Consider the following 16,327-nt stretch of genomic DNA (forward strand, 5'->3'; position numbering starts at 1 on the left):
CAAGTGTAGTACAGATAGCAGCAGTTAGAGTTGTTTTACCGTGGTCAACGTGGCCGATAGTACCAACGTTTACGTGCGGTTTCGTACGTTCAAATTTTTCTTTAGACATGAGTTGTCCCTCTAGGTACGGATTTAAGTGGCTTTGATGACCACGCAACCAAAAAGTATTGGTGATAAACTTAATCTTAAACACTAAACGTAGTTTAGCTAAAAGAAAGTATCAAAAGGCAAACGTTGCTTAGAGCTGGTGCTGATAGGCAGACTCGAACTGCCGACCTCATCCTTACCAAGGATGCGCTCTACCACCTGAGCTATATCAGCACTCAAAATAGAGTGGAGCGGGCAGCGGGAATCGAACCCGCACCATCAGCTTGGAAGGCTGAGGTAATAGCCATTATACGATGCCCGCAACACGTAACTCTGTGAGCTATTTCCTTAAGAATATGGTGGAGGGGGACGGATTCGAACCATCGAAGGCAGTGCCAGCAGATTTACAGTCTGATCCCTTTGGCCACTCGGGAACCCCTCCAAATTTTTATTCCATTTCTCTCGTTCTCTAAAAAGAGTTAAGCGGAAAAATGGTGCCGACTACCGGAATCGAACTGGTGACCTACTGATTACAAGTCAGTTGCTCTACCTACTGAGCTAAGTCGGCATAAGTGGTGCGCATTCTATTGAATGATTTTCTGGCTTGCAATAGATAAATTAAAAAAAAATCTCTTTTTCGCTTGTTTAGTGTTTTTTGTTGGAAATTCACCCAATTTGTCAGCAAAAAATCACTTATGTCGACAATGTCATTTGCAATTGTGGTCGGTTGTTGTATTTTCCCTGCTCGCACGCGTTTTCAAGTTAGGATGACTATGACCCCGTATCTCTCTTTTAATCGTCAACAGTGGGCTGAATTGCGCAATTCAGTGCCGATGACGTTATCCGAGGACGATCTCACTGAGCTTCAGGGGGTCAACGAAAGCCTGACCATGGACGAGGCAACCGAAATTTACCTGCCGCTAGCACGATTACTCAACCTGTATGTCACCGCAAGGCAGAGTCGTAACACGGTATTAAATAACTTCCTCAGCAACCAAGAGTCAGCGCCACCGTTTATTATCGGTATCGCCGGCAGTGTTGCGGTGGGAAAAAGCACCACGGCACGTTTACTCCGAGCCCTTTTAGCCCGCTGGGATGATCATCCTAATGTCCAATTAGTTACTACCGACGGTTTTCTCTACCCGAAGAAAACCCTTGATGAACGTGGCATGATGCATCGTAAAGGTTTTCCTGAGTCTTACGATATCAAACGCTTGGTCAACTTTGTCTCAGACGTCAAAGCTGGCAAACCAAACTTGCAGGTTCCTGTCTACTCACACATTACCTATGACATTACCAATGAAGTCAAAGTGGTTGATAGACCGGATGTTCTGATCATTGAAGGGCTGAACGTGCTGCAAAGCGGCATGGACTACCCTCATGATCCACATCGAGTCTTTGTTTCAGACTTTTTAGATTTTTCTTTATATGTCGATGCCGATACTGATGTAATTGAGCAGTGGTACGTCGATCGGTTTTTAAAGTTTCGTCAAGGCGCGTTCACTAAGCCGGGCTCATACTTTAGCCACTACACCCAGCTGCCAGAGCAGCAAGCCATCGACAAAGCACACGAGATTTGGCAATCGATCAATGGCGTCAACCTCGGCCTTAACATTCTTCCAACCAAAGAACGGGCTCAGTTGATCCTAAAAAAAGCCCAAGACCACAAAGTCGAAGAGATTCTACTGCGTAAATAGCGATAAAAATCAAAGGGTTGGCACATTATTTGAGCTCTACTATTTGGGCTCTACTCCATAATCGTTATCACCGCCAGTGCCTTTCAATAAGCCACATTCAATCAAGATCCATAAACCACAGATAATAGCAGCAAATGAACTCATGGTTTGCAGTGTCGTCGGTGGTGCGGCTTGTACGGCCTCTCCCACTGGCATGGTCATGCGGCCAATAACCAAGGGAATATTGAGTAATAACCACCAACTTGATTTTCCTCTGTCATGCCAACGTTTGGCCGTAATCGCCAAATCGGGAATTAGCACCACCAAAAGAAAAACCGGTAAAATCAGATGGGCAATCGCAGGGAAAATGGTGTTCACACCAAGGGCAAAGCCAACAATAATGACATAATAAGCAACATTCCAAGCCCAGTAGGTTTTGCGCCCTATCCGACCTTGAAAGGAAAACAGTAATTCTTTTATCGACATCCTACAAACCTTTACAATACCAAACGCTACGGCGAGCGCTAATTAATCACTTTCTGAAAACTTTCTTTATCCATATCACGAATATTCACTGTCAAACTACGTACCTGACTGGCTTGCTGCTGTAGGACATCCATAAGCTGACGAGACAGTTCTCGTTTTTGCTCAGCATTGCGACCATCTAATAACTCAAAGCTGATATGAATAAAATCGACACTGTCGCCTTCGTCACCAATGAGCCAATTGTGGCAGCGCAATGCGCGTGATTTCACCGACCCGACATCAAACAGACCAGATTGCAAAGCCACTTGATGTAAGTCTGCTAACAACCCTTGCACATTGACACGTTGATCAACAGAGTTGGAGTATTCCATGACTAGATTGGGCATAGTATTCCTCAAATATAAGAGCGTTTCACGATACAAGACAATAACTCTTCACTATTAACAACTTTTATCACTAATGCCGAGGCACTTTGACCTAATCTGCATGATGGATCACTGATAGCGCTCGGATTCAAACTATATATGTGCCGTGACTACTCCAACCAATCGGTGATATCCGGGTAAGACATGACGGTAATCATGATCTAAGCGATTTTATCTGTTATATTCTTACGAAGATTTTTTACATTAATTGATTAAATACGGAGATATTCCTATGCGTCGTCCTGTAGTGATGGGTAACTGGAAACTTAATGGCAGCAAAGCAATGGTTACTGAGCTGCTGACTGGTCTTAACGCTGAACTTGAAGGCGTAGAAGGTGTTGACGTAGCCGTAGCGCCACCAGCACTTTATATTGACCTTGCTGAGCGTCTAATCGCTGAAGGCGGTAACAAGCTAATCCTTGGTGCACAAAACACAGACCTAAACAACAGCGGTGCGTTCACTGGCGACATGTCTCCAGAAATGCTAAAAGATTTCGGTGCGACTCACATCATTATCGGTCACTCTGAGCGTCGTGAATACCACAACGAATCTGACGAGTTCATCGCGAAGAAATTCAACTTCCTCAAAGAAAACGGTTTAACGCCTGTTTTCTGTATCGGTGAGTCTGACGCGCAAAACGAAGCGGGCGAAACAGAAGCCGTTTGTGCTCGTCAAATCAACGCAGTGATCGACGCATACGGCGTTGAAGCGCTAAACGGCGCTATCATCGCTTATGAACCAATCTGGGCTATCGGTACTGGTAAAGCAGCGACTGCTGAAGATGCACAACGTATTCACGCTTCTATCCGCGCAATGATCGCAGCAAAAGATGCCGCAGTCGCTGAACAAGTGATCATCCAGTACGGTGGTTCAGTTAAGCCAGAAAATGCACAAGCTTACTTCTCACAACCAGACATCGACGGTGCTCTAGTAGGCGGCGCAGCTCTAGATGCGAAAAGCTTCGCAGCCATTGCTAAAGCAGCGGCGGCAGCTAAAGCATAATTTTTCTCTTATTTGATGCCGTAAAGTGGTTAACGGCTCTCAAGGGCGGTGCACGATTGTCGCGTAGCGACGGCGTCAATTAATTGAAAAACTTATCTAAGGTCAGCTTCAGCTGGCCTTTTTTGTGTCTGAGACGGCAATACAGTATCCTAGCGCTTTCCGCCTTAACATTAGTCGCACTCATGCAGGACAAGCACGGCCTCTTAACTGGCCCCATTCCCCTCGTACTCCGTCAAATGACCGTACCGATGACCTTCGGGATGGTCGCGATCTTAATGTTTAACTTAGTCGATACCTTCTTCATCTCATTGCTGGGCACTGAGGCTCTGGCCGCCATCAGTTACACCTTTCCGGTCACCTTTGGCGTGAACTGCATTACGATGGGAATCGGCATGGGGCTATCGACCAACATTGGTCGTCTCCTCGGTCAAGGTCAGGACCAAGACGCGGCGCGTTTCTCATCGCACGGGTTATTACTCGCCGTAGTATTGGTGACGATTGCCTCATCTATCGGCATTGTCACGATTAAGCCGCTGTTTTTAGCTCTTGGAGCCGACGCTCAATTACTGCCTCTGATTGAACAATATATGTACATTTGGTATCTGACCATTCCGCTGTTAGTGATCCCTATGGCTGGCAATAGTGCGATTCGTGCGACTGGCGATACCAAAACACCCGCAAAAATCATGATGCTCGCCGGACTGATTAACGGTGTACTCGACCCACTGCTTATCTTTGGTTATGGCCCGTTTCCTGAACTCGGCATCCAAGGTGCGGCGATTGCTAGTGCGTTTAGTTGGCTTGGCGCGCTGTGTGGCTCTCTATACGTATTGGCAAAGCGCGAAAAACTGCTGGCATTACCTAAAACCACCCGCTTACTTGCTGATTGGCAACAAATATTAAAGATTGGCACCCCTGCCGCGCTATCAAATGCGCTAACACCATTATCAGGGGCGATATTAATGATGATGCTGTCGGTACATGGTACCGCTGCAGTCGCAGCCTATGGTGCAGCGCAGCGTGTTGAGTCGCTGCTTATTTTGGTCTTGATGTCGTTAACATCCGCGCTCACGCCTTTTATTGCTCAGAACATGGGCGCCAATAGCCCAGCTCGTAGCTTCGCGGGTTTATTTCTTAGCATGCGTTTCTCGATGGTGTTTCAACTGGGCATTTTCGTCATGATGGTGCCACTGAGCGTTCCGTTCGCCGCACTGTTCTCGCAAGAACAAGCGGTCAGCGATCTGCTTTGGCACTATCTATTAGTCGTGCCATTTAGTTACGGTTTTCAGGGAATTATGATGATGTTAGTGTCGGGTCTCAACGCACTCCATCAGCCTCTCAAGGCATTTCAATGGAGCTTTATGCGACTATTTTTGTTTACCTTGCCGTGTGCATGGTTAGGAAGTCAGTGGTATGACATTGAAGGGCTGTTTATCGGCATTGCCATCGGCAATATTTTCGGCGGTGTGGCAGGTTATCTCTATGCGCTCAAGCTAAGGCGACTTTACCTACATCCTGAATAAACAAAAACACCGACGCTAAAGTCGGTGCTTTTCTAACAACGCTAATTAATCGACAACGACTAATTCATCTTGCGCTTCCAGTTCAAGATCCACATCCAACGGCTCTTGGGAGATAATGACGCCACTATTATCGGCATACAAATAATCTTCTGGCAGGAAGGTCACCCCTCCAAAGTTAACTGGAATATCAAATTCGCCAATACCTTGCGCGGTGGCACCGACAGGAATCGACGCGATCGCCTGAATACCGATACTCATATCTTCTAACTCGTCGACTTCACGGACACAACCGTAGACGACAATACCTTCCCAGTCATTCTCTTCGGCGAGCGAGGCAATTTCGGCATCAACCAGGGCACGGCGCAACGAGCCGCCGCCATCAATAAGTAACACGCGGCCTAAGCCATCTTGCTCAAGAAGTTGACGAATTAAGCCATTGTCTTCAAAACACTTCACTGTCGTGACTTGACCTGCGAACGATGCACATCCTCCAAAGTTGCTGAACATGGGCTCAACCACATCGACTTGCTCCATGTATATGTCGCATAAAGCAGAGGTATTGTATTCCATAATATTGTTTCCCGTACCGGTCGTTATCTAGATCGAGTATATAGAGTGATTAAGTCATTGCAATGACATGTATCATTTAACTGACTAGAGTTTGAGCTATAACCACTCCAGCAAACAATAAGTTAGTCACCATCGAACATTTCACTACTACTTGCATCATCGGCGCAATTTGCGCGGGCTTTTCCGCCAACCAGACAGCTTTGCCATGTTTATAAGTGACCAGCAAACTGAATAAAAAGGGCAAACTGACCCAAAGTGGGCTTGGCTGATTTATCAGGTAAATAGCAAAAGCCAATACCGCGCCTGATAACAACACAAAGTGGTACTGTTTAGCACGCTTTTGACCCAAACGAACCGCGACGGTTTTTTTGCCGCACTGTTGGTCATTTTCAATATCGCGCATATTGTTGATATTGAGTACCGCCACCGCCAATAAACCACAGCCGATCGCAGGCAGGATCAGTTGAAGGTCGACAATACCGGTATGGAGAAAATAGGTGCCTGCCACTCCGAGCAAACCAAAAAAGAGAAACACCGAGATGTCACCAAGGCCAACATACCCATAAGGTTTGTTACCTACGGTATAGGCAATCGCGGCAATGATGGCTAAAACCCCTAAACCGATAAACGCCAAAATGCTTTGCAGGCTTTCCAGGGCATAGATGACTAACGCTAAACCAGAGATAACGGTTAGTACGACGTTGATTGCCATGGCGTACTTCATGTCTTGTTGCGTCACTGCGCCTGACTGAATTGCACGTAATGGTCCCAAGCGCTGCTCGTTATCAGTACCTTGCACCGCATCACCGTAATCGTTGGCAAGATTCGACAAGATCTGTAATAACGTCGCCGTCAAAAATGCCAGCAGTGACACCAGCAATGAAAAATGATGAGTGGAGTACGCTAACACGCTGCCCGTTAAAATAGAAACCAACGCCAAAGGCAAGGTTTTTGGTCGGGCGGCGTCAAGCCAAATTCTAAGAGACTGTTTCATAGCTACCAGTGTAGAGGCATAAGACTAAGAGTGAATTGTGGCACATCAAAGCTCAAGCTTAAAAACAAAAAAGGCCACCGAAGTGACCTTTTTTATAAATCTTGGGCTAAGCATCGATTACTTCACGCGGCCAACGTACTCGCCAGAGCGAGTATCCACTTTGATCACTTCACCAATAGAGATGAAAAGTGGCACACGTACTACCGCACCCGTTGATAATGTTGCAGGTTTACCACCGGTGCCTTGAGTATCACCCTTAAGGCCAGGATCGGTGTCCGTCACTTCAAGTTCAACGAAATTTGGTGGTGTGACTACAATTGGGTTGCCGTTCCACAGAGTTAGCATACAAGTATTGTTTTCTACTAGCCATTTTGCACTCTCGCCAACCGCTTTTGTATCCGCCGCTATTTGCTCGAATGTTTCATTATTCATAAAGTGGTAGAATTCGCCGTCGTTATATAGATAATCTAGGTCGATATCCATTACGTCGGCAACTTCACAAGTTTCGCCAGACTTAAAGGTTTTCTCTAGCACTTTACCAGACAGAAGTTTACGAATTTTGACACGGTTGAACGCTTGGCCCTTACCTGGTTTTACGTATTCGTTTTCTAGAATTACGCAAGGCTCGTTATCAAGCATTAGTTTCAAACCGCCTTTAAATTCATTGGTGCTAACAGTCGCCATTTTGTCCTCTTTAAAATCTTAGAGCTTAATTGAATGCCGCACATCATAACCCGAAAAGCCGAATCTGTTGAGCAAAACTGGCTCAAACAGCTAGCGAATGGGATCTCTGATCCTGAAGCGTTGCTCAAACAGCTTGAGATCGATCCCGCCCCATGGCGAGAGGGATTTCAAGCGCGTCAGCTTTTTGCTCAGCGAGTACCGCAAAATTTTGTCGATAGAATGGAGAAAGGCAATCCATTTGATCCACTTTTACGTCAGGTGCTACCGCTTAGTGAGGAGTTTGACGTTCATCCGGGCTACTCCAATGATCCGCTCGAAGAGCAAAACAACGCCATTCCTGGTTTGCTGCATAAGTACCACAACCGCGCGTTAATGATAGTCAAAGGAGGCTGTGCGATTAATTGCCGTTATTGCTTCCGCCGTCACTTTCCGTATCAAGACAATAAAGGCTCTAAATCAGTCTGGCTACAAGCTCTCGGTTACTTGAGTGCGCACCCAGAAATTGATGAAGTCATTCTTTCAGGCGGCGACCCACTGATGGCCAAAGATCAAGAACTGGCTTGGCTTATCGCGCAAATTGCGGACATTAAGCATATTAAACGTCTGCGTATCCACTCGCGTTTACCTGTTGTGATCCCAGCGCGAATCACTCCTTCGCTCATCGAGATGCTCAGCCACTCGCGTTTAAAAGTGGTCTTAGTAACACACATCAACCACGCCAACGAGATCAATCAAGCGCTGCGAGATGGATTAAGTCAACTCAAGCACGTTGGTGTGACCCTACTCAATCAAGGCGTGATGCTAAAAGGGGTCAATGACAGTGTTGAGGCGCAACTGGCGCTCAGTCATGCCTTATTCGATGCTGATGTCATGCCCTACTACATGCATGTGCTCGATAAAGTGCAAGGCGCGGCGCACTTCTTCATTTCTGACCAAGAGGCGAAAAACATCATGACCGGTGTACTTGAGCAAACCTCTGGCTATTTAGTGCCGAAACTCACCCGAGAAATTGGCGGTCGGGCCAGTAAAACACCGCTTGATCTCCATCTTGAATAGCGCAATCGCCGCCATCTGGTTGGCCCTTACCAACCGCGAGTAATATTTACCGTTAAGGTAAAAAAAATTTGTTCGCTCACAACGGGCTTTGTATGCATACTCCGCGTTTTTGGAGGTCACTATGCAAGCAACTTGGACTCATTATCTTGATCTCGGCCCATTCAGTTGGCTGGCACTTTTTTGTTGTGCACTCAACGGTATTTTGATTGGTGTCGAGCGACAAACTCGTGGTAAACCTGTTGGGATTCGTACCTCGATCTTAATTATTTCGGGTACCTACTTATTCATGTCGATGGCGGTCTCTTTGTCACCGAACACTCTAGATCAAGCTCGAGTGCTCGGTCAGATCATTACTGGTGTCGGTTTTCTTGGCGCGGGTGTGATGATGACACTTGATGGGAAAATTCACGGCGTGACCTCGGCGGCAATTATCTGGATGCTAGCAGCACTCGGTATGATGATTGGTCTGGGCTACATGCAACAATCCGTGATCATGACTCTATTATCACTGAGCGTGCTATTGGGTGTCGATAAAGCAGAAAGTCGAATAAAAGCGCTACGTCGAGGTGTACATCAAAAATTCCAGAGCCGTAAAATTTCTCGCCACCAACCTTAAGTCGAATAAAAGGTAAGACGCATCAGGATTTGAGTACCAAATTTTGATTCCCGACAAGGAATCGGCGGATAGTAAAATTTACGCCTCAATAGCTATATTACCTCACATTTCGCCCCCTTCCTTTGGAGTAATATTATTGCAAATTCAGATAATACTGTAGGAAAGGATTATGTTTTATATTCATATGCTCCTGCTGTTGACGATTATCTTCATCGGTATTCGTCATGGCGGCATCGCATTTGGTTTACTCGGAGGCCTAGGGGTTTCCATTCTCGCCTTTGTATTTGGTGTTGCGCCCGGGTCTCCGCCAATCAGTGTTATGCTGATCATTCTCGCCGTTGTGGCGGCATCGGCAACATTAGAAGCCACTGGTGGTCTAAAACTATTGGTTCGCTTTGCCGAACGCTTACTGCGCAAACACCCAAACCAGATTGTTTTCTTAGGCCCGCTTTGTACCTATTCATTGACCGTGTTAGTCGGTACAGGCCACTCAGTCTATCCGCTCCTACCCGTGATTTACGATGTCGCTTATAAAAAAGGCATCCGTCCAGAGCGTCCAATGGCGATGGCGACCGTTGCCTCTCAAATGGGGATTACCGCCAGCCCAATCGCCGCGGCTGCAGCGGTAGTGATGGCGACAGCCGCAGATAATCAACTGGATATTAGCTTAGGCAATGTCCTATTGGTGACGATTCCAGCGACTTTAATTGGTGTTCTGGTCGGTTGTACTTGGAGCCTTAAACGCGGCAAAGATCTAGCGCAAGATAGTCAGTTTGCCGAGCGCTGCCAAGATCCTGAATTTAAAGCCCAGCTTATCGATAGCGATCAAGTCGAGGGACAAGAGAGTGAAGTGAGTAGCCAAGCGAAAAAAGGCTTAACTATCTTCCTCGCCGGTATTGTTACGGTTATTTTTGTCGCTATGTTTGGTAAAGATCTCTCACTGCTGCCAGAGGGTGTCAAGATGTCGGTCGCGATTCAATTCTTGATGCTTTCCGTTGGTGCGTTGATTCTCCTCACCACTAAGGTTGAGCCGAAAAAAATCGTCCACAGTAATGTATTTATTGCGGGTATGACCGCCGTTGTGATCATCTTTGGTATTGCCTGGATGAGTGACACGATTATTAGCTTCCACAAACCCTACTTGATTAGCTTGGTCAGTGATATTGTTGCAGCACATCCATGGACTTTTGCTATCGCAATGTTCGTCGTGTCGGTCTTTTTAAAGAGCCAAGCGGCCGTTCTCACTATCATGTTGCCACTGGGTTTTACGATGGGCATTCCAGCGCCAGTGCTGATCGGTGTACTACCAGCGTGTTACGCCTATTTCTTCTTCCCTTTCTACCCAAGTGACCTTGCGGCAATCACTTTTGACCGCTCTGGGACAACGCAGATTGGTAAGTATGTGCTTAACCACAGTTTCTTATTACCGGGCTTTATTGGCGTCGTTACTGCCACCATCATTGGTTACCTACTTTCAACCATGTTAGTCAACTAACCAGCTTCGCCGTCAGCAACAAAAAAGCCAGTTGGTTTCCCAACTGGCTTTTTACATTCAAGCTTTAATACTGAATTAGAATAGCTCTTCAGCCACCTTGTATAGGTCTTCACGTACCGGACGCTTCATGTTCTCAATCGCATCGATGATATCGTGGTGAACAAGCTGCTCTTTCTGAATACCGACACAACGACCGCCATGACCTTCCATCAATAGATGGACAGCGTAGTTACCCATGCGAGACGCCAGTACACGGTCAAACGCGGTTGGACGACCACCACGTTGAATGTGACCAAGAACCGTCGCGCGAGTTTCACGACCTGTTGCCGCTTCAATCTCTTTCGCCAGTTCGTTCGCATCCATCATCAGCTCAGTCAGAGCGATAATCGCGTGCTTTTTGCCTTTTGCAATACCGTCTTGGATGTTGCCGGTTAACTTCTCTTTATCGAGCCCCGTTTCTGGTGTGATGATGTACTCACAACCACCCGCAATCGCAGACATCAGAGTCAGATCACCACAGTGACGACCCATGATCTCAACAATAGAAATGCGTTGGTGAGAAGATGACGTATCACGCAGACGGTCAATCGCATCAATAACAGTATTCAGTGCCGTCAGGTACCCGATGGTGTAATCGGTACCCGCAATATCATTATCAATAGTGCCTGGCAGACCAATACATGGGTACCCCATTTCTGTCAGCTTTTTTGCTCCCATGTAAGAGCCATCACCACCAATAACGACCAATGCTTCAATGCCGTGTTGCTGGAGGTTATCAATCGCTTTTTGACGCACTTCAACTTCTTTAAATTCAGGAAAACGCGCTGAACCAAGGAAAGTACCGCCCTTATTGATCACATCAGACACACTTGAACGGTCTAGCTTTTCGATACGGTTTTCGTATAGGCCCAAGTAACCATCAAATACACCGAAAACTTCTAATCCTTCAGACAGTGCAGTACGAACTACGCCACGAATTGCTGCGTTCATGCCTGGAGCGTCACCACCACTTGTCAAAACACCGATCTTCTTAATCATGCTCACCCTCGATATTTGGGAATCTTATTTCAATTTTCACGTCGGTTGCTTTCATACAAGCCACCAACAAAATTCCTTTAATTGTGTAATATGTTACCTTCCCCCGAAAGGAATACTACTTTTATTTGTAGTAATTTATGTAACTTTTCTACTTATGTAAGAGTATTACAGCTTTGCTGATTTACTTAATTGATACATGTCAGGAACAGCGTTAAAAGTGTTTACGCTGAAAAGATAGTCAATAAGTCACGATTTGTCGCGATTCTATATTACCAATCTTGCGCCTTTTGCTTTTTCTCTGCACCGAGAACCACTGAATACGGGTCCTGATGAATGAGTACATCTGAATCAGGGAAGAGTTCAAGCAGTTTGTTTTCCACTTCATCAGATATTCGATGCGCCTCAAGCAATGGCATTTGATCTTCTAATTCTAAATGCAACTGAATAAAACGGGTTGGCCCCGATATACGCGTTCTGAGTTGGTGCACCCCGAGAACCCCTTCGACTTGCAAACTGGTTTCGCGAATAGCACGCAGTTCACTGTCAGGCAACTTACGATCCAATAAGGTTTGCGTTGCTTCTCGCACCATCTTAATAGCGCTGTAGAGGATAAAGAGACCAATCCCCACCGCGAAAAGGGCATCGGCTTGCGTCACTCCAAACCAACTTAGTCCGAGCGCCAACATAATGGCCGCATTCATATATAAGTCAGATTGGTAGTGCAGCGAGTCAGCGGCAATGGCCTGACTGCCGGTTTTCTTCACCACATGCTTTTGGAATGAGACCAAACCGAAGGTCACTACCATAGCAAATAGGCTGACATACACGCCGTATTCTGGCGATTGCAGCTCATGCGGTCTAAAGAATCGGTCGATACCATTAAGAATAAGAAACACCGCCGAGCCCGAGATGAACATGGCTTGCGCTAAAGCAGCCAGTGACTCGGCCTTACCATGACCAAACGTATGTTCACGATCTGCCGGTTGTAATGAATAACGCACCACAATCACATTGACCAACGACGCGGCAATATCAAGCATTGAATCGATTAAAGAGGCCAACAAACTCACCGAACCTGTCGCCCACCAAGCTCCGACTTTGACCACCAACAAAAGCGTCGCGACGATCGTGGCGGTCCACGCTGCCATCGTGACTAAACGTGCATATTCCTGTTTCATAGCGCTTTGATTAGTAAACGAACATTGACTGAGTATAACCTGTCATTGAGCGAATAAAAATGGCGACCTCAAGGCCGCCATCAATGGTTTTTCTGCAACAGGGTAACAACGATTAACGATTCCAGCGTTGCTGCATTTTTTCACTGCACTGCGCTGAACGCTGTTGTTGCAGTTCAACGAATTGGGATTTTTGCTCTGGCGTTAAAATGCTCAGCATCTGATGTTGCTTCTCTAGCCTCTTCACTTTACGCTCGGTCTGCTGCTCTATCATTTGCTTGGCGAGCTCATTGGCTGCGGCTTGATCAAAGTTGTCAGCTAAGATCAGTTGTTGCACTTGCGCTTGGTGAGCCTGCCTTTGTGCTTTGCGTGCCCCAGCGTTTTGTTTAAATTCAGCCTTCATCGCCTGCTTTGCTTCGCTGCGCATCTGCTTAAGCTGATCTTGCTGCTCATTGGTCAAATCGAGCTGACGCATGATGCCTCGGTCAACACCTGCGCCGCATTGATCAGGACCACCTCGCTTATGATCTTTGCCACCAAAAGCCCATGCAGTTGCGGTGCCTAATGTTAATGGAACAACAACAGCGGCCAATACTAGTTTTTTTGTCATTTTCATCATCGTACCCTTTTCACTTCTTAATGGACTTTACTTATCAATCGACTCGCTGCCTTCACAGCGCTTAAGCTTAGAATACGATCTGCTGAGTAAAGTAACGTTTAGCGAGCGTAAAGAATCGTAAAGAGCGATATTAGGCCTAAATCAAACCGATAAATCGCAGTACTATGTAAATTGTCCAAACCACAAGGAATCTTGCTATGCCACATATCCTACTTATTGATGACGATACCGAGCTGACGGCACTACTCAAAGAAGTGCTCTCATTTGAAGGCTTTGACGTATCTGAAGCCAATAATGGCGAGCAAGGCCTCGAGCAGCTCAGTACCGATATTGATTTGGTGCTACTAGATGTCATGATGCCGAAACTCAATGGCATGGAAACCTTAAAGCGATTGCGCGAAACGTGGCAAACGCCAGTCTTGATGCTAACGGCAAAAGGGGAAGAGATCGACCGAGTCATTGGTCTTGAACTGGGGGCGGATGACTATCTACCTAAGCCCTTTAGCGATAGAGAACTGCTAGCACGCATTCGCGCAATCTTACGTCGCACTCAGCACAATGCAGAAGACAAAGCCAACAAAGCGCCCGATTGCATTGAGTATCAAGACATTCAAGTGTATCCCGGTAAACAAGAAGCCTACTGCCAAGGACAACTGATCGAGCTGACCACCACCGAATTTGCGTTGTTAAGCCACTTTATCCAACACCCTGGCCAAACGGTCACTAAGCAAACATTGAGTTTAGATGTATTGGGCAAGCGCCTAGCCGCGTTTGATCGCGCCATCGACATGCATGTTTCTAATTTACGTAAGAAGCTGCCGGAACGTGCAGATGGCAAATCGCGTATTAAAACCTTGCGTGGACGTGGCTACCTATTGATCGAGGAGGATTGATGCGGCTACCTAAAATCACCAGCCTTTACGGACGTATTTTCGCCATTTTCTGGCTGACCATGTTGTTGGTATTAATTGCAGTACTCTCTTTACCTCACTTAGACCCACGTAAAGCACGCAATATTCCTGCCGATGACCTAGAGCGCTTAATCGCAGTCAAAACGAAGACCGAACAGCGTTATGCTAGTGAAACTAACCTCGGCCAAATATTGTTCAAGCTTGAAGGGGTAAAGCGTAGTGGACGCGATAACAGGGGGCACGATGACAGGCCTCGCTTTTTCGTCACCGATCTCGACGGCAATATTATGACCACTCAAGAGCGAAAAGATTTTCGCTATCGCGCCCTACAAAACTTTATTACCAGTATCGACCTCACTGGCACACCACAACAAAAGCTCTATGGTCACTACATGATCGCCGGGCCGCTGCCCATTCAGCTCGCCCAACAAGATCTATTGTTTTATGTCGGAATGAAATGGAATCAACCTCCGCCGTTTTTACTGCGCATGTTTGATAAGCCTCTACAACTGTTGTTTGCCGTCATGCTGGTGAGCACACCTTTGCTATTGTGGCTTGCTTGGGCACTCAGTCAGCCAGCACGTAAGCTAGAGCGCGCCGCCAAACGCGTGGCGCAAGGTGAGTTCGTTGTCGACCCTAGCCTTGAAAAAGGCACCAGCGAGTTTCGCCAAGCGGGCACCAGCTTCAACCAAATGGTCGAAGCGGTCAATCAAATGATCTCTGGCCAACAACGTCTGCTGTCTGATATTTCTCATGAGCTGCGATCTCCTTTGACTCGATTGCGGATGGCCAATGCGCTTGCGACCCGCAAACAAGGCCAAAGCCCCGAACTAAGTCGAATTGATACTGAAGCGCAGCGGCTAGAACAAATGATCAGCGAGTTACTGGAGCTGTCGCGGATGCAAGTCGATAGTCATTTAACCCGTGAACGGCAACCGATGACCAGCCTGTGGGAAGCTATTTTGTCAGATGCACAATTTGAAGCGCAGCAAATGAACAAAACACTCAGCTACAATGCCATTCCCGAAGACATGATCTCGGGCAACCCAAAACTGTTGATGAGTGCGCTAGACAACGTAGTCCGTAATGCCATCTGCTATGGAACAAGCCGGATTGACGTTGAGTTTACGGCGACGGAGCAACAGCTCGTCATTAGTGTCGATGACGACGGTGAGGGCGTTCCTGAACAAGAACTGGAAGCCATCTTTCGCCCTTTTTATCGCGTTTCAACCGCGCGTGATCGTCATAGTGGTGGGACTGGCCTTGGCCTCGCCATTACCGAAAGTGCCATCAGGCAGCACAGCGGCAGCATTGTCGCCAAGCACAGTGTGTTGGGCGGGTTGCGTATCGAGATTGGCCTGCCACTTAGCACAGTGAGTTAAGCGCCGTAGAAAAATTCACTCGATACTTGGCGGCGATCCCTCGCCGCCTTATACTTTGCTTCCTTAACTCACGTCATAAAGAATCGCATCATGTTTGATATCGCTTTATATGAACCAGAAATCGCCCCTAACACTGGTAACATCATTCGCCTGAGTGCCAACTGTGGTGCCAACCTTCACTTGATTGAACCATTAGGGTTTGATTTAGAAGAGAAAAAAGTCCGCCGTGCTGGCCTTGATTACCATGACCTTGCGCGCGTTACTCGCCATAAAGACTATCAAGCATTTATTGATTACCTTGAGGCTGAACGCAAGCAATACCGCATTTTCGCCTGCACCACCAAAACGACAGGTCATCATGTCGATGCCGACTTCCAACCAGGCGATGTCCTACTTTTCGGCCCAGAGACCCGCGGTCTTCCTGCCGAACTGATAGAGAGTATGCCGATGGCGCAACGTATCCGTATTCCAATGATGGCAGATGCGCGCAGCTTAAACTTGTCTAACGCTGTTGCGATTATTGCTTTTGAAGCCTGGCGTCAGATGGGCTTTGAAGGCGCGCAGTAGGGGGAAGTTATCTCTGATTC

At 47.0% G+C, this 16,327-nt stretch carries 18 protein-coding genes and 4 tRNA genes; 9 read left to right on the forward strand and 13 right to left on the reverse strand.

From position 1 onward, the window contains the following. The 5 genes from CDZ87_RS14290 to CDZ87_RS14310 form a co-directional block, all read right to left on the reverse strand. Positions 1-109: GTP-binding protein (locus tag CDZ87_RS14290; RefSeq protein ID WP_244312305.1), on the reverse strand; the 109-nt coding region annotated here is incomplete at its 3' end. 136 nt (positions 110-245) lie between these two features. Beyond that, positions 246-321, reverse strand: a tRNA-Thr gene (locus CDZ87_RS14295). A 13-nt stretch (positions 322-334) separates the two neighbouring features. Beyond that, positions 335-409: transfer RNA gene (locus CDZ87_RS14300), tRNA-Gly, on the reverse strand. 35 nt (positions 410-444) lie between these two features. Beyond that, a tRNA-Tyr gene (locus CDZ87_RS14305) sits at positions 445-529 on the reverse strand. Positions 530-579: 50 nt separating this feature from the next. Continuing rightward, a tRNA-Thr gene (locus tag CDZ87_RS14310) sits at positions 580-655 on the reverse strand. A gap of 205 nt (positions 656-860) precedes the next feature. Between CDZ87_RS14310 and coaA the strand changes: the two genes are divergently transcribed. Beyond that, complete coding sequence (gene coaA / locus CDZ87_RS14320; protein WP_100754150.1) at positions 861-1,784, forward strand: type I pantothenate kinase; 924 nt, start codon at positions 861-863, stop codon at positions 1,782-1,784. A gap of 39 nt (positions 1,785-1,823) precedes the next feature. Here coaA and CDZ87_RS14325 read toward each other — a convergent pair whose 3' ends face one another. Both CDZ87_RS14325 and CDZ87_RS14330 read right to left on the reverse strand, forming a co-directional pair. Beyond that, positions 1,824-2,249, reverse strand: coding sequence for a DUF805 domain-containing protein (locus CDZ87_RS14325; protein ID WP_100754151.1), 426 nt, complete (start codon positions 2,247-2,249; stop codon positions 1,824-1,826). 38 nt (positions 2,250-2,287) lie between these two features. Then, on the reverse strand, positions 2,288-2,635 hold the full coding sequence (locus CDZ87_RS14330; protein WP_038175883.1) for a 5-carboxymethyl-2-hydroxymuconate Delta-isomerase: 348 nt from the start codon (positions 2,633-2,635) through the stop codon (positions 2,288-2,290). A gap of 271 nt (positions 2,636-2,906) precedes the next feature. Between CDZ87_RS14330 and tpiA the strand changes: the two genes are divergently transcribed. Both tpiA and CDZ87_RS14340 read left to right on the forward strand, forming a co-directional pair. After that, entirely contained in the window at positions 2,907-3,677 is a 771-nt protein-coding gene (gene tpiA, locus CDZ87_RS14335) for a triose-phosphate isomerase (protein ID WP_038175885.1), read from the forward strand. A gap of 182 nt (positions 3,678-3,859) precedes the next feature. Continuing rightward, positions 3,860-5,200 (forward strand): MATE family efflux transporter, encoded by a 1,341-nt coding sequence (locus CDZ87_RS14340; RefSeq protein WP_100754152.1) that lies wholly within the window; start codon positions 3,860-3,862, stop codon positions 5,198-5,200. Positions 5,201-5,245: 45 nt separating this feature from the next. On the opposite strand, the gene rraA is transcribed toward CDZ87_RS14340, so the two are convergent. From rraA to efp, 3 genes are all read right to left on the reverse strand, one after another. Continuing rightward, on the reverse strand, positions 5,246-5,770 hold the full coding sequence (gene rraA, locus CDZ87_RS14345; RefSeq protein WP_100754153.1) for a ribonuclease E activity regulator RraA: 525 nt from the start codon (positions 5,768-5,770) through the stop codon (positions 5,246-5,248). 76 nt (positions 5,771-5,846) lie between these two features. Next, a complete protein-coding gene (locus CDZ87_RS14350) occupies positions 5,847-6,764 on the reverse strand; it encodes a 1,4-dihydroxy-2-naphthoate polyprenyltransferase (protein ID WP_100754154.1) in 918 nt (305 codons plus the stop codon). A gap of 117 nt (positions 6,765-6,881) precedes the next feature. Next, entirely contained in the window at positions 6,882-7,448 is a 567-nt protein-coding gene (efp, locus tag CDZ87_RS14355) for an elongation factor P (protein WP_100754155.1), read from the reverse strand. A gap of 33 nt (positions 7,449-7,481) precedes the next feature. Between efp and epmB the strand changes: the two genes are divergently transcribed. From epmB to CDZ87_RS14370, 3 genes are all read left to right on the forward strand, one after another. Further along, positions 7,482-8,504, forward strand: coding sequence for an EF-P beta-lysylation protein EpmB (gene epmB, locus CDZ87_RS14360; protein ID WP_100754156.1), 1,023 nt, complete (start codon positions 7,482-7,484; stop codon positions 8,502-8,504). 121 nt (positions 8,505-8,625) lie between these two features. Next, a complete protein-coding gene (locus CDZ87_RS14365; protein ID WP_100754157.1) occupies positions 8,626-9,120 on the forward strand; it encodes an MgtC/SapB family protein in 495 nt (164 codons plus the stop codon). Between the two features lie 169 nt (positions 9,121-9,289). Next, the gene (locus CDZ87_RS14370) at positions 9,290-10,615 is read left to right on the forward strand and encodes an anaerobic C4-dicarboxylate transporter (protein ID WP_100754158.1); all 1,326 of its coding nucleotides are present in this window, start codon (positions 9,290-9,292) and stop codon (positions 10,613-10,615) included. A gap of 75 nt (positions 10,616-10,690) precedes the next feature. Here the strand turns inward: CDZ87_RS14370 and pfkA are convergent, their stop codons facing one another. The 3 genes from pfkA to CDZ87_RS14385 all read right to left on the reverse strand — a co-directional run bounded on the left by pfkA (position 10,691) and on the right by CDZ87_RS14385 (position 13,444). After that, positions 10,691-11,653 carry a 6-phosphofructokinase gene (gene pfkA, locus CDZ87_RS14375; RefSeq protein ID WP_100754159.1) on the reverse strand — a complete coding sequence of 321 codons (963 nt, stop codon included), beginning with the start codon at positions 11,651-11,653 and terminating at the stop codon, positions 10,691-10,693. 269 nt (positions 11,654-11,922) lie between these two features. Further along, entirely contained in the window at positions 11,923-12,831 is a 909-nt protein-coding gene (gene fieF, locus CDZ87_RS14380; RefSeq protein ID WP_100754160.1) for a CDF family cation-efflux transporter FieF, read from the reverse strand. A 112-nt stretch (positions 12,832-12,943) separates the two neighbouring features. Continuing rightward, positions 12,944-13,444 (reverse strand): CpxP family protein, encoded by a 501-nt coding sequence (locus tag CDZ87_RS14385; RefSeq protein ID WP_100754161.1) that lies wholly within the window; start codon positions 13,442-13,444, stop codon positions 12,944-12,946. 200 nt (positions 13,445-13,644) lie between these two features. Here CDZ87_RS14385 and CDZ87_RS14390 point away from each other — a divergent pair, with 200 nt between their 5' ends. The 3 genes from CDZ87_RS14390 to CDZ87_RS14400 all read left to right on the forward strand — a co-directional run bounded on the left by CDZ87_RS14390 (position 13,645) and on the right by CDZ87_RS14400 (position 16,307). Then, positions 13,645-14,340 carry a response regulator gene (locus CDZ87_RS14390; protein ID WP_100754162.1) on the forward strand — a complete coding sequence of 232 codons (696 nt, stop codon included), beginning with the start codon at positions 13,645-13,647 and terminating at the stop codon, positions 14,338-14,340. Then, the gene (cpxA, locus tag CDZ87_RS14395) at positions 14,340-15,740 is read left to right on the forward strand and encodes an envelope stress sensor histidine kinase CpxA (RefSeq protein ID WP_100754163.1); all 1,401 of its coding nucleotides are present in this window, start codon (positions 14,340-14,342) and stop codon (positions 15,738-15,740) included. Before CDZ87_RS14390 ends, cpxA begins: the two co-directional genes overlap by 1 nt. Before the next feature lie 90 nt (positions 15,741-15,830). After that, entirely contained in the window at positions 15,831-16,307 is a 477-nt protein-coding gene (locus CDZ87_RS14400) for a tRNA (cytidine(34)-2'-O)-methyltransferase (protein ID WP_100754164.1), read from the forward strand. Positions 16,308-16,327 lie beyond the last annotated feature (20 nt).

Origin of the sequence: Vibrio salilacus (genome assembly GCF_002811245.1) — a bacterium.
In the GTDB taxonomy this organism is placed as follows: Bacteria; Pseudomonadota; Gammaproteobacteria; order Enterobacterales; family Vibrionaceae; genus Vibrio; species Vibrio salilacus.

Coding starts and splice junctions, on each gene's coding strand:
- coaA (WP_100754150.1), top strand. CDS start 861: ATGACCCCGTATCTCTCTTTTAATCGTCAACAGTGGGCTGAATTGCGC.
- CDZ87_RS14325 (WP_100754151.1), bottom strand. CDS start 2,249: ATGTCGATAAAAGAATTACTGTTTTCCTTTCAAGGTCGGATAGGGCGC.
- CDZ87_RS14330 (WP_038175883.1), bottom strand. CDS start 2,635: ATGCCCAATCTAGTCATGGAATACTCCAACTCTGTTGATCAACGTGTC.
- tpiA (WP_038175885.1), top strand. CDS start 2,907: ATGCGTCGTCCTGTAGTGATGGGTAACTGGAAACTTAATGGCAGCAAA.
- CDZ87_RS14340 (WP_100754152.1), top strand. CDS start 3,860: ATGCAGGACAAGCACGGCCTCTTAACTGGCCCCATTCCCCTCGTACTC.
- rraA (WP_100754153.1), bottom strand. CDS start 5,770: ATGGAATACAATACCTCTGCTTTATGCGACATATACATGGAGCAAGTC.
- CDZ87_RS14350 (WP_100754154.1), bottom strand. CDS start 6,764: ATGAAACAGTCTCTTAGAATTTGGCTTGACGCCGCCCGACCAAAAACC.
- efp (WP_100754155.1), bottom strand. CDS start 7,448: ATGGCGACTGTTAGCACCAATGAATTTAAAGGCGGTTTGAAACTAATG.
- epmB (WP_100754156.1), top strand. CDS start 7,482: ATGCCGCACATCATAACCCGAAAAGCCGAATCTGTTGAGCAAAACTGG.
- CDZ87_RS14365 (WP_100754157.1), top strand. CDS start 8,626: ATGCAAGCAACTTGGACTCATTATCTTGATCTCGGCCCATTCAGTTGG.
- CDZ87_RS14370 (WP_100754158.1), top strand. CDS start 9,290: ATGTTTTATATTCATATGCTCCTGCTGTTGACGATTATCTTCATCGGT.
- pfkA (WP_100754159.1), bottom strand. CDS start 11,653: ATGATTAAGAAGATCGGTGTTTTGACAAGTGGTGGTGACGCTCCAGGC.
- fieF (WP_100754160.1), bottom strand. CDS start 12,831: ATGAAACAGGAATATGCACGTTTAGTCACGATGGCAGCGTGGACCGCC.
- CDZ87_RS14385 (WP_100754161.1), bottom strand. CDS start 13,444: ATGAAAATGACAAAAAAACTAGTATTGGCCGCTGTTGTTGTTCCATTA.
- CDZ87_RS14390 (WP_100754162.1), top strand. CDS start 13,645: ATGCCACATATCCTACTTATTGATGACGATACCGAGCTGACGGCACTA.
- cpxA (WP_100754163.1), top strand. CDS start 14,340: ATGCGGCTACCTAAAATCACCAGCCTTTACGGACGTATTTTCGCCATT.
- CDZ87_RS14400 (WP_100754164.1), top strand. CDS start 15,831: ATGTTTGATATCGCTTTATATGAACCAGAAATCGCCCCTAACACTGGT.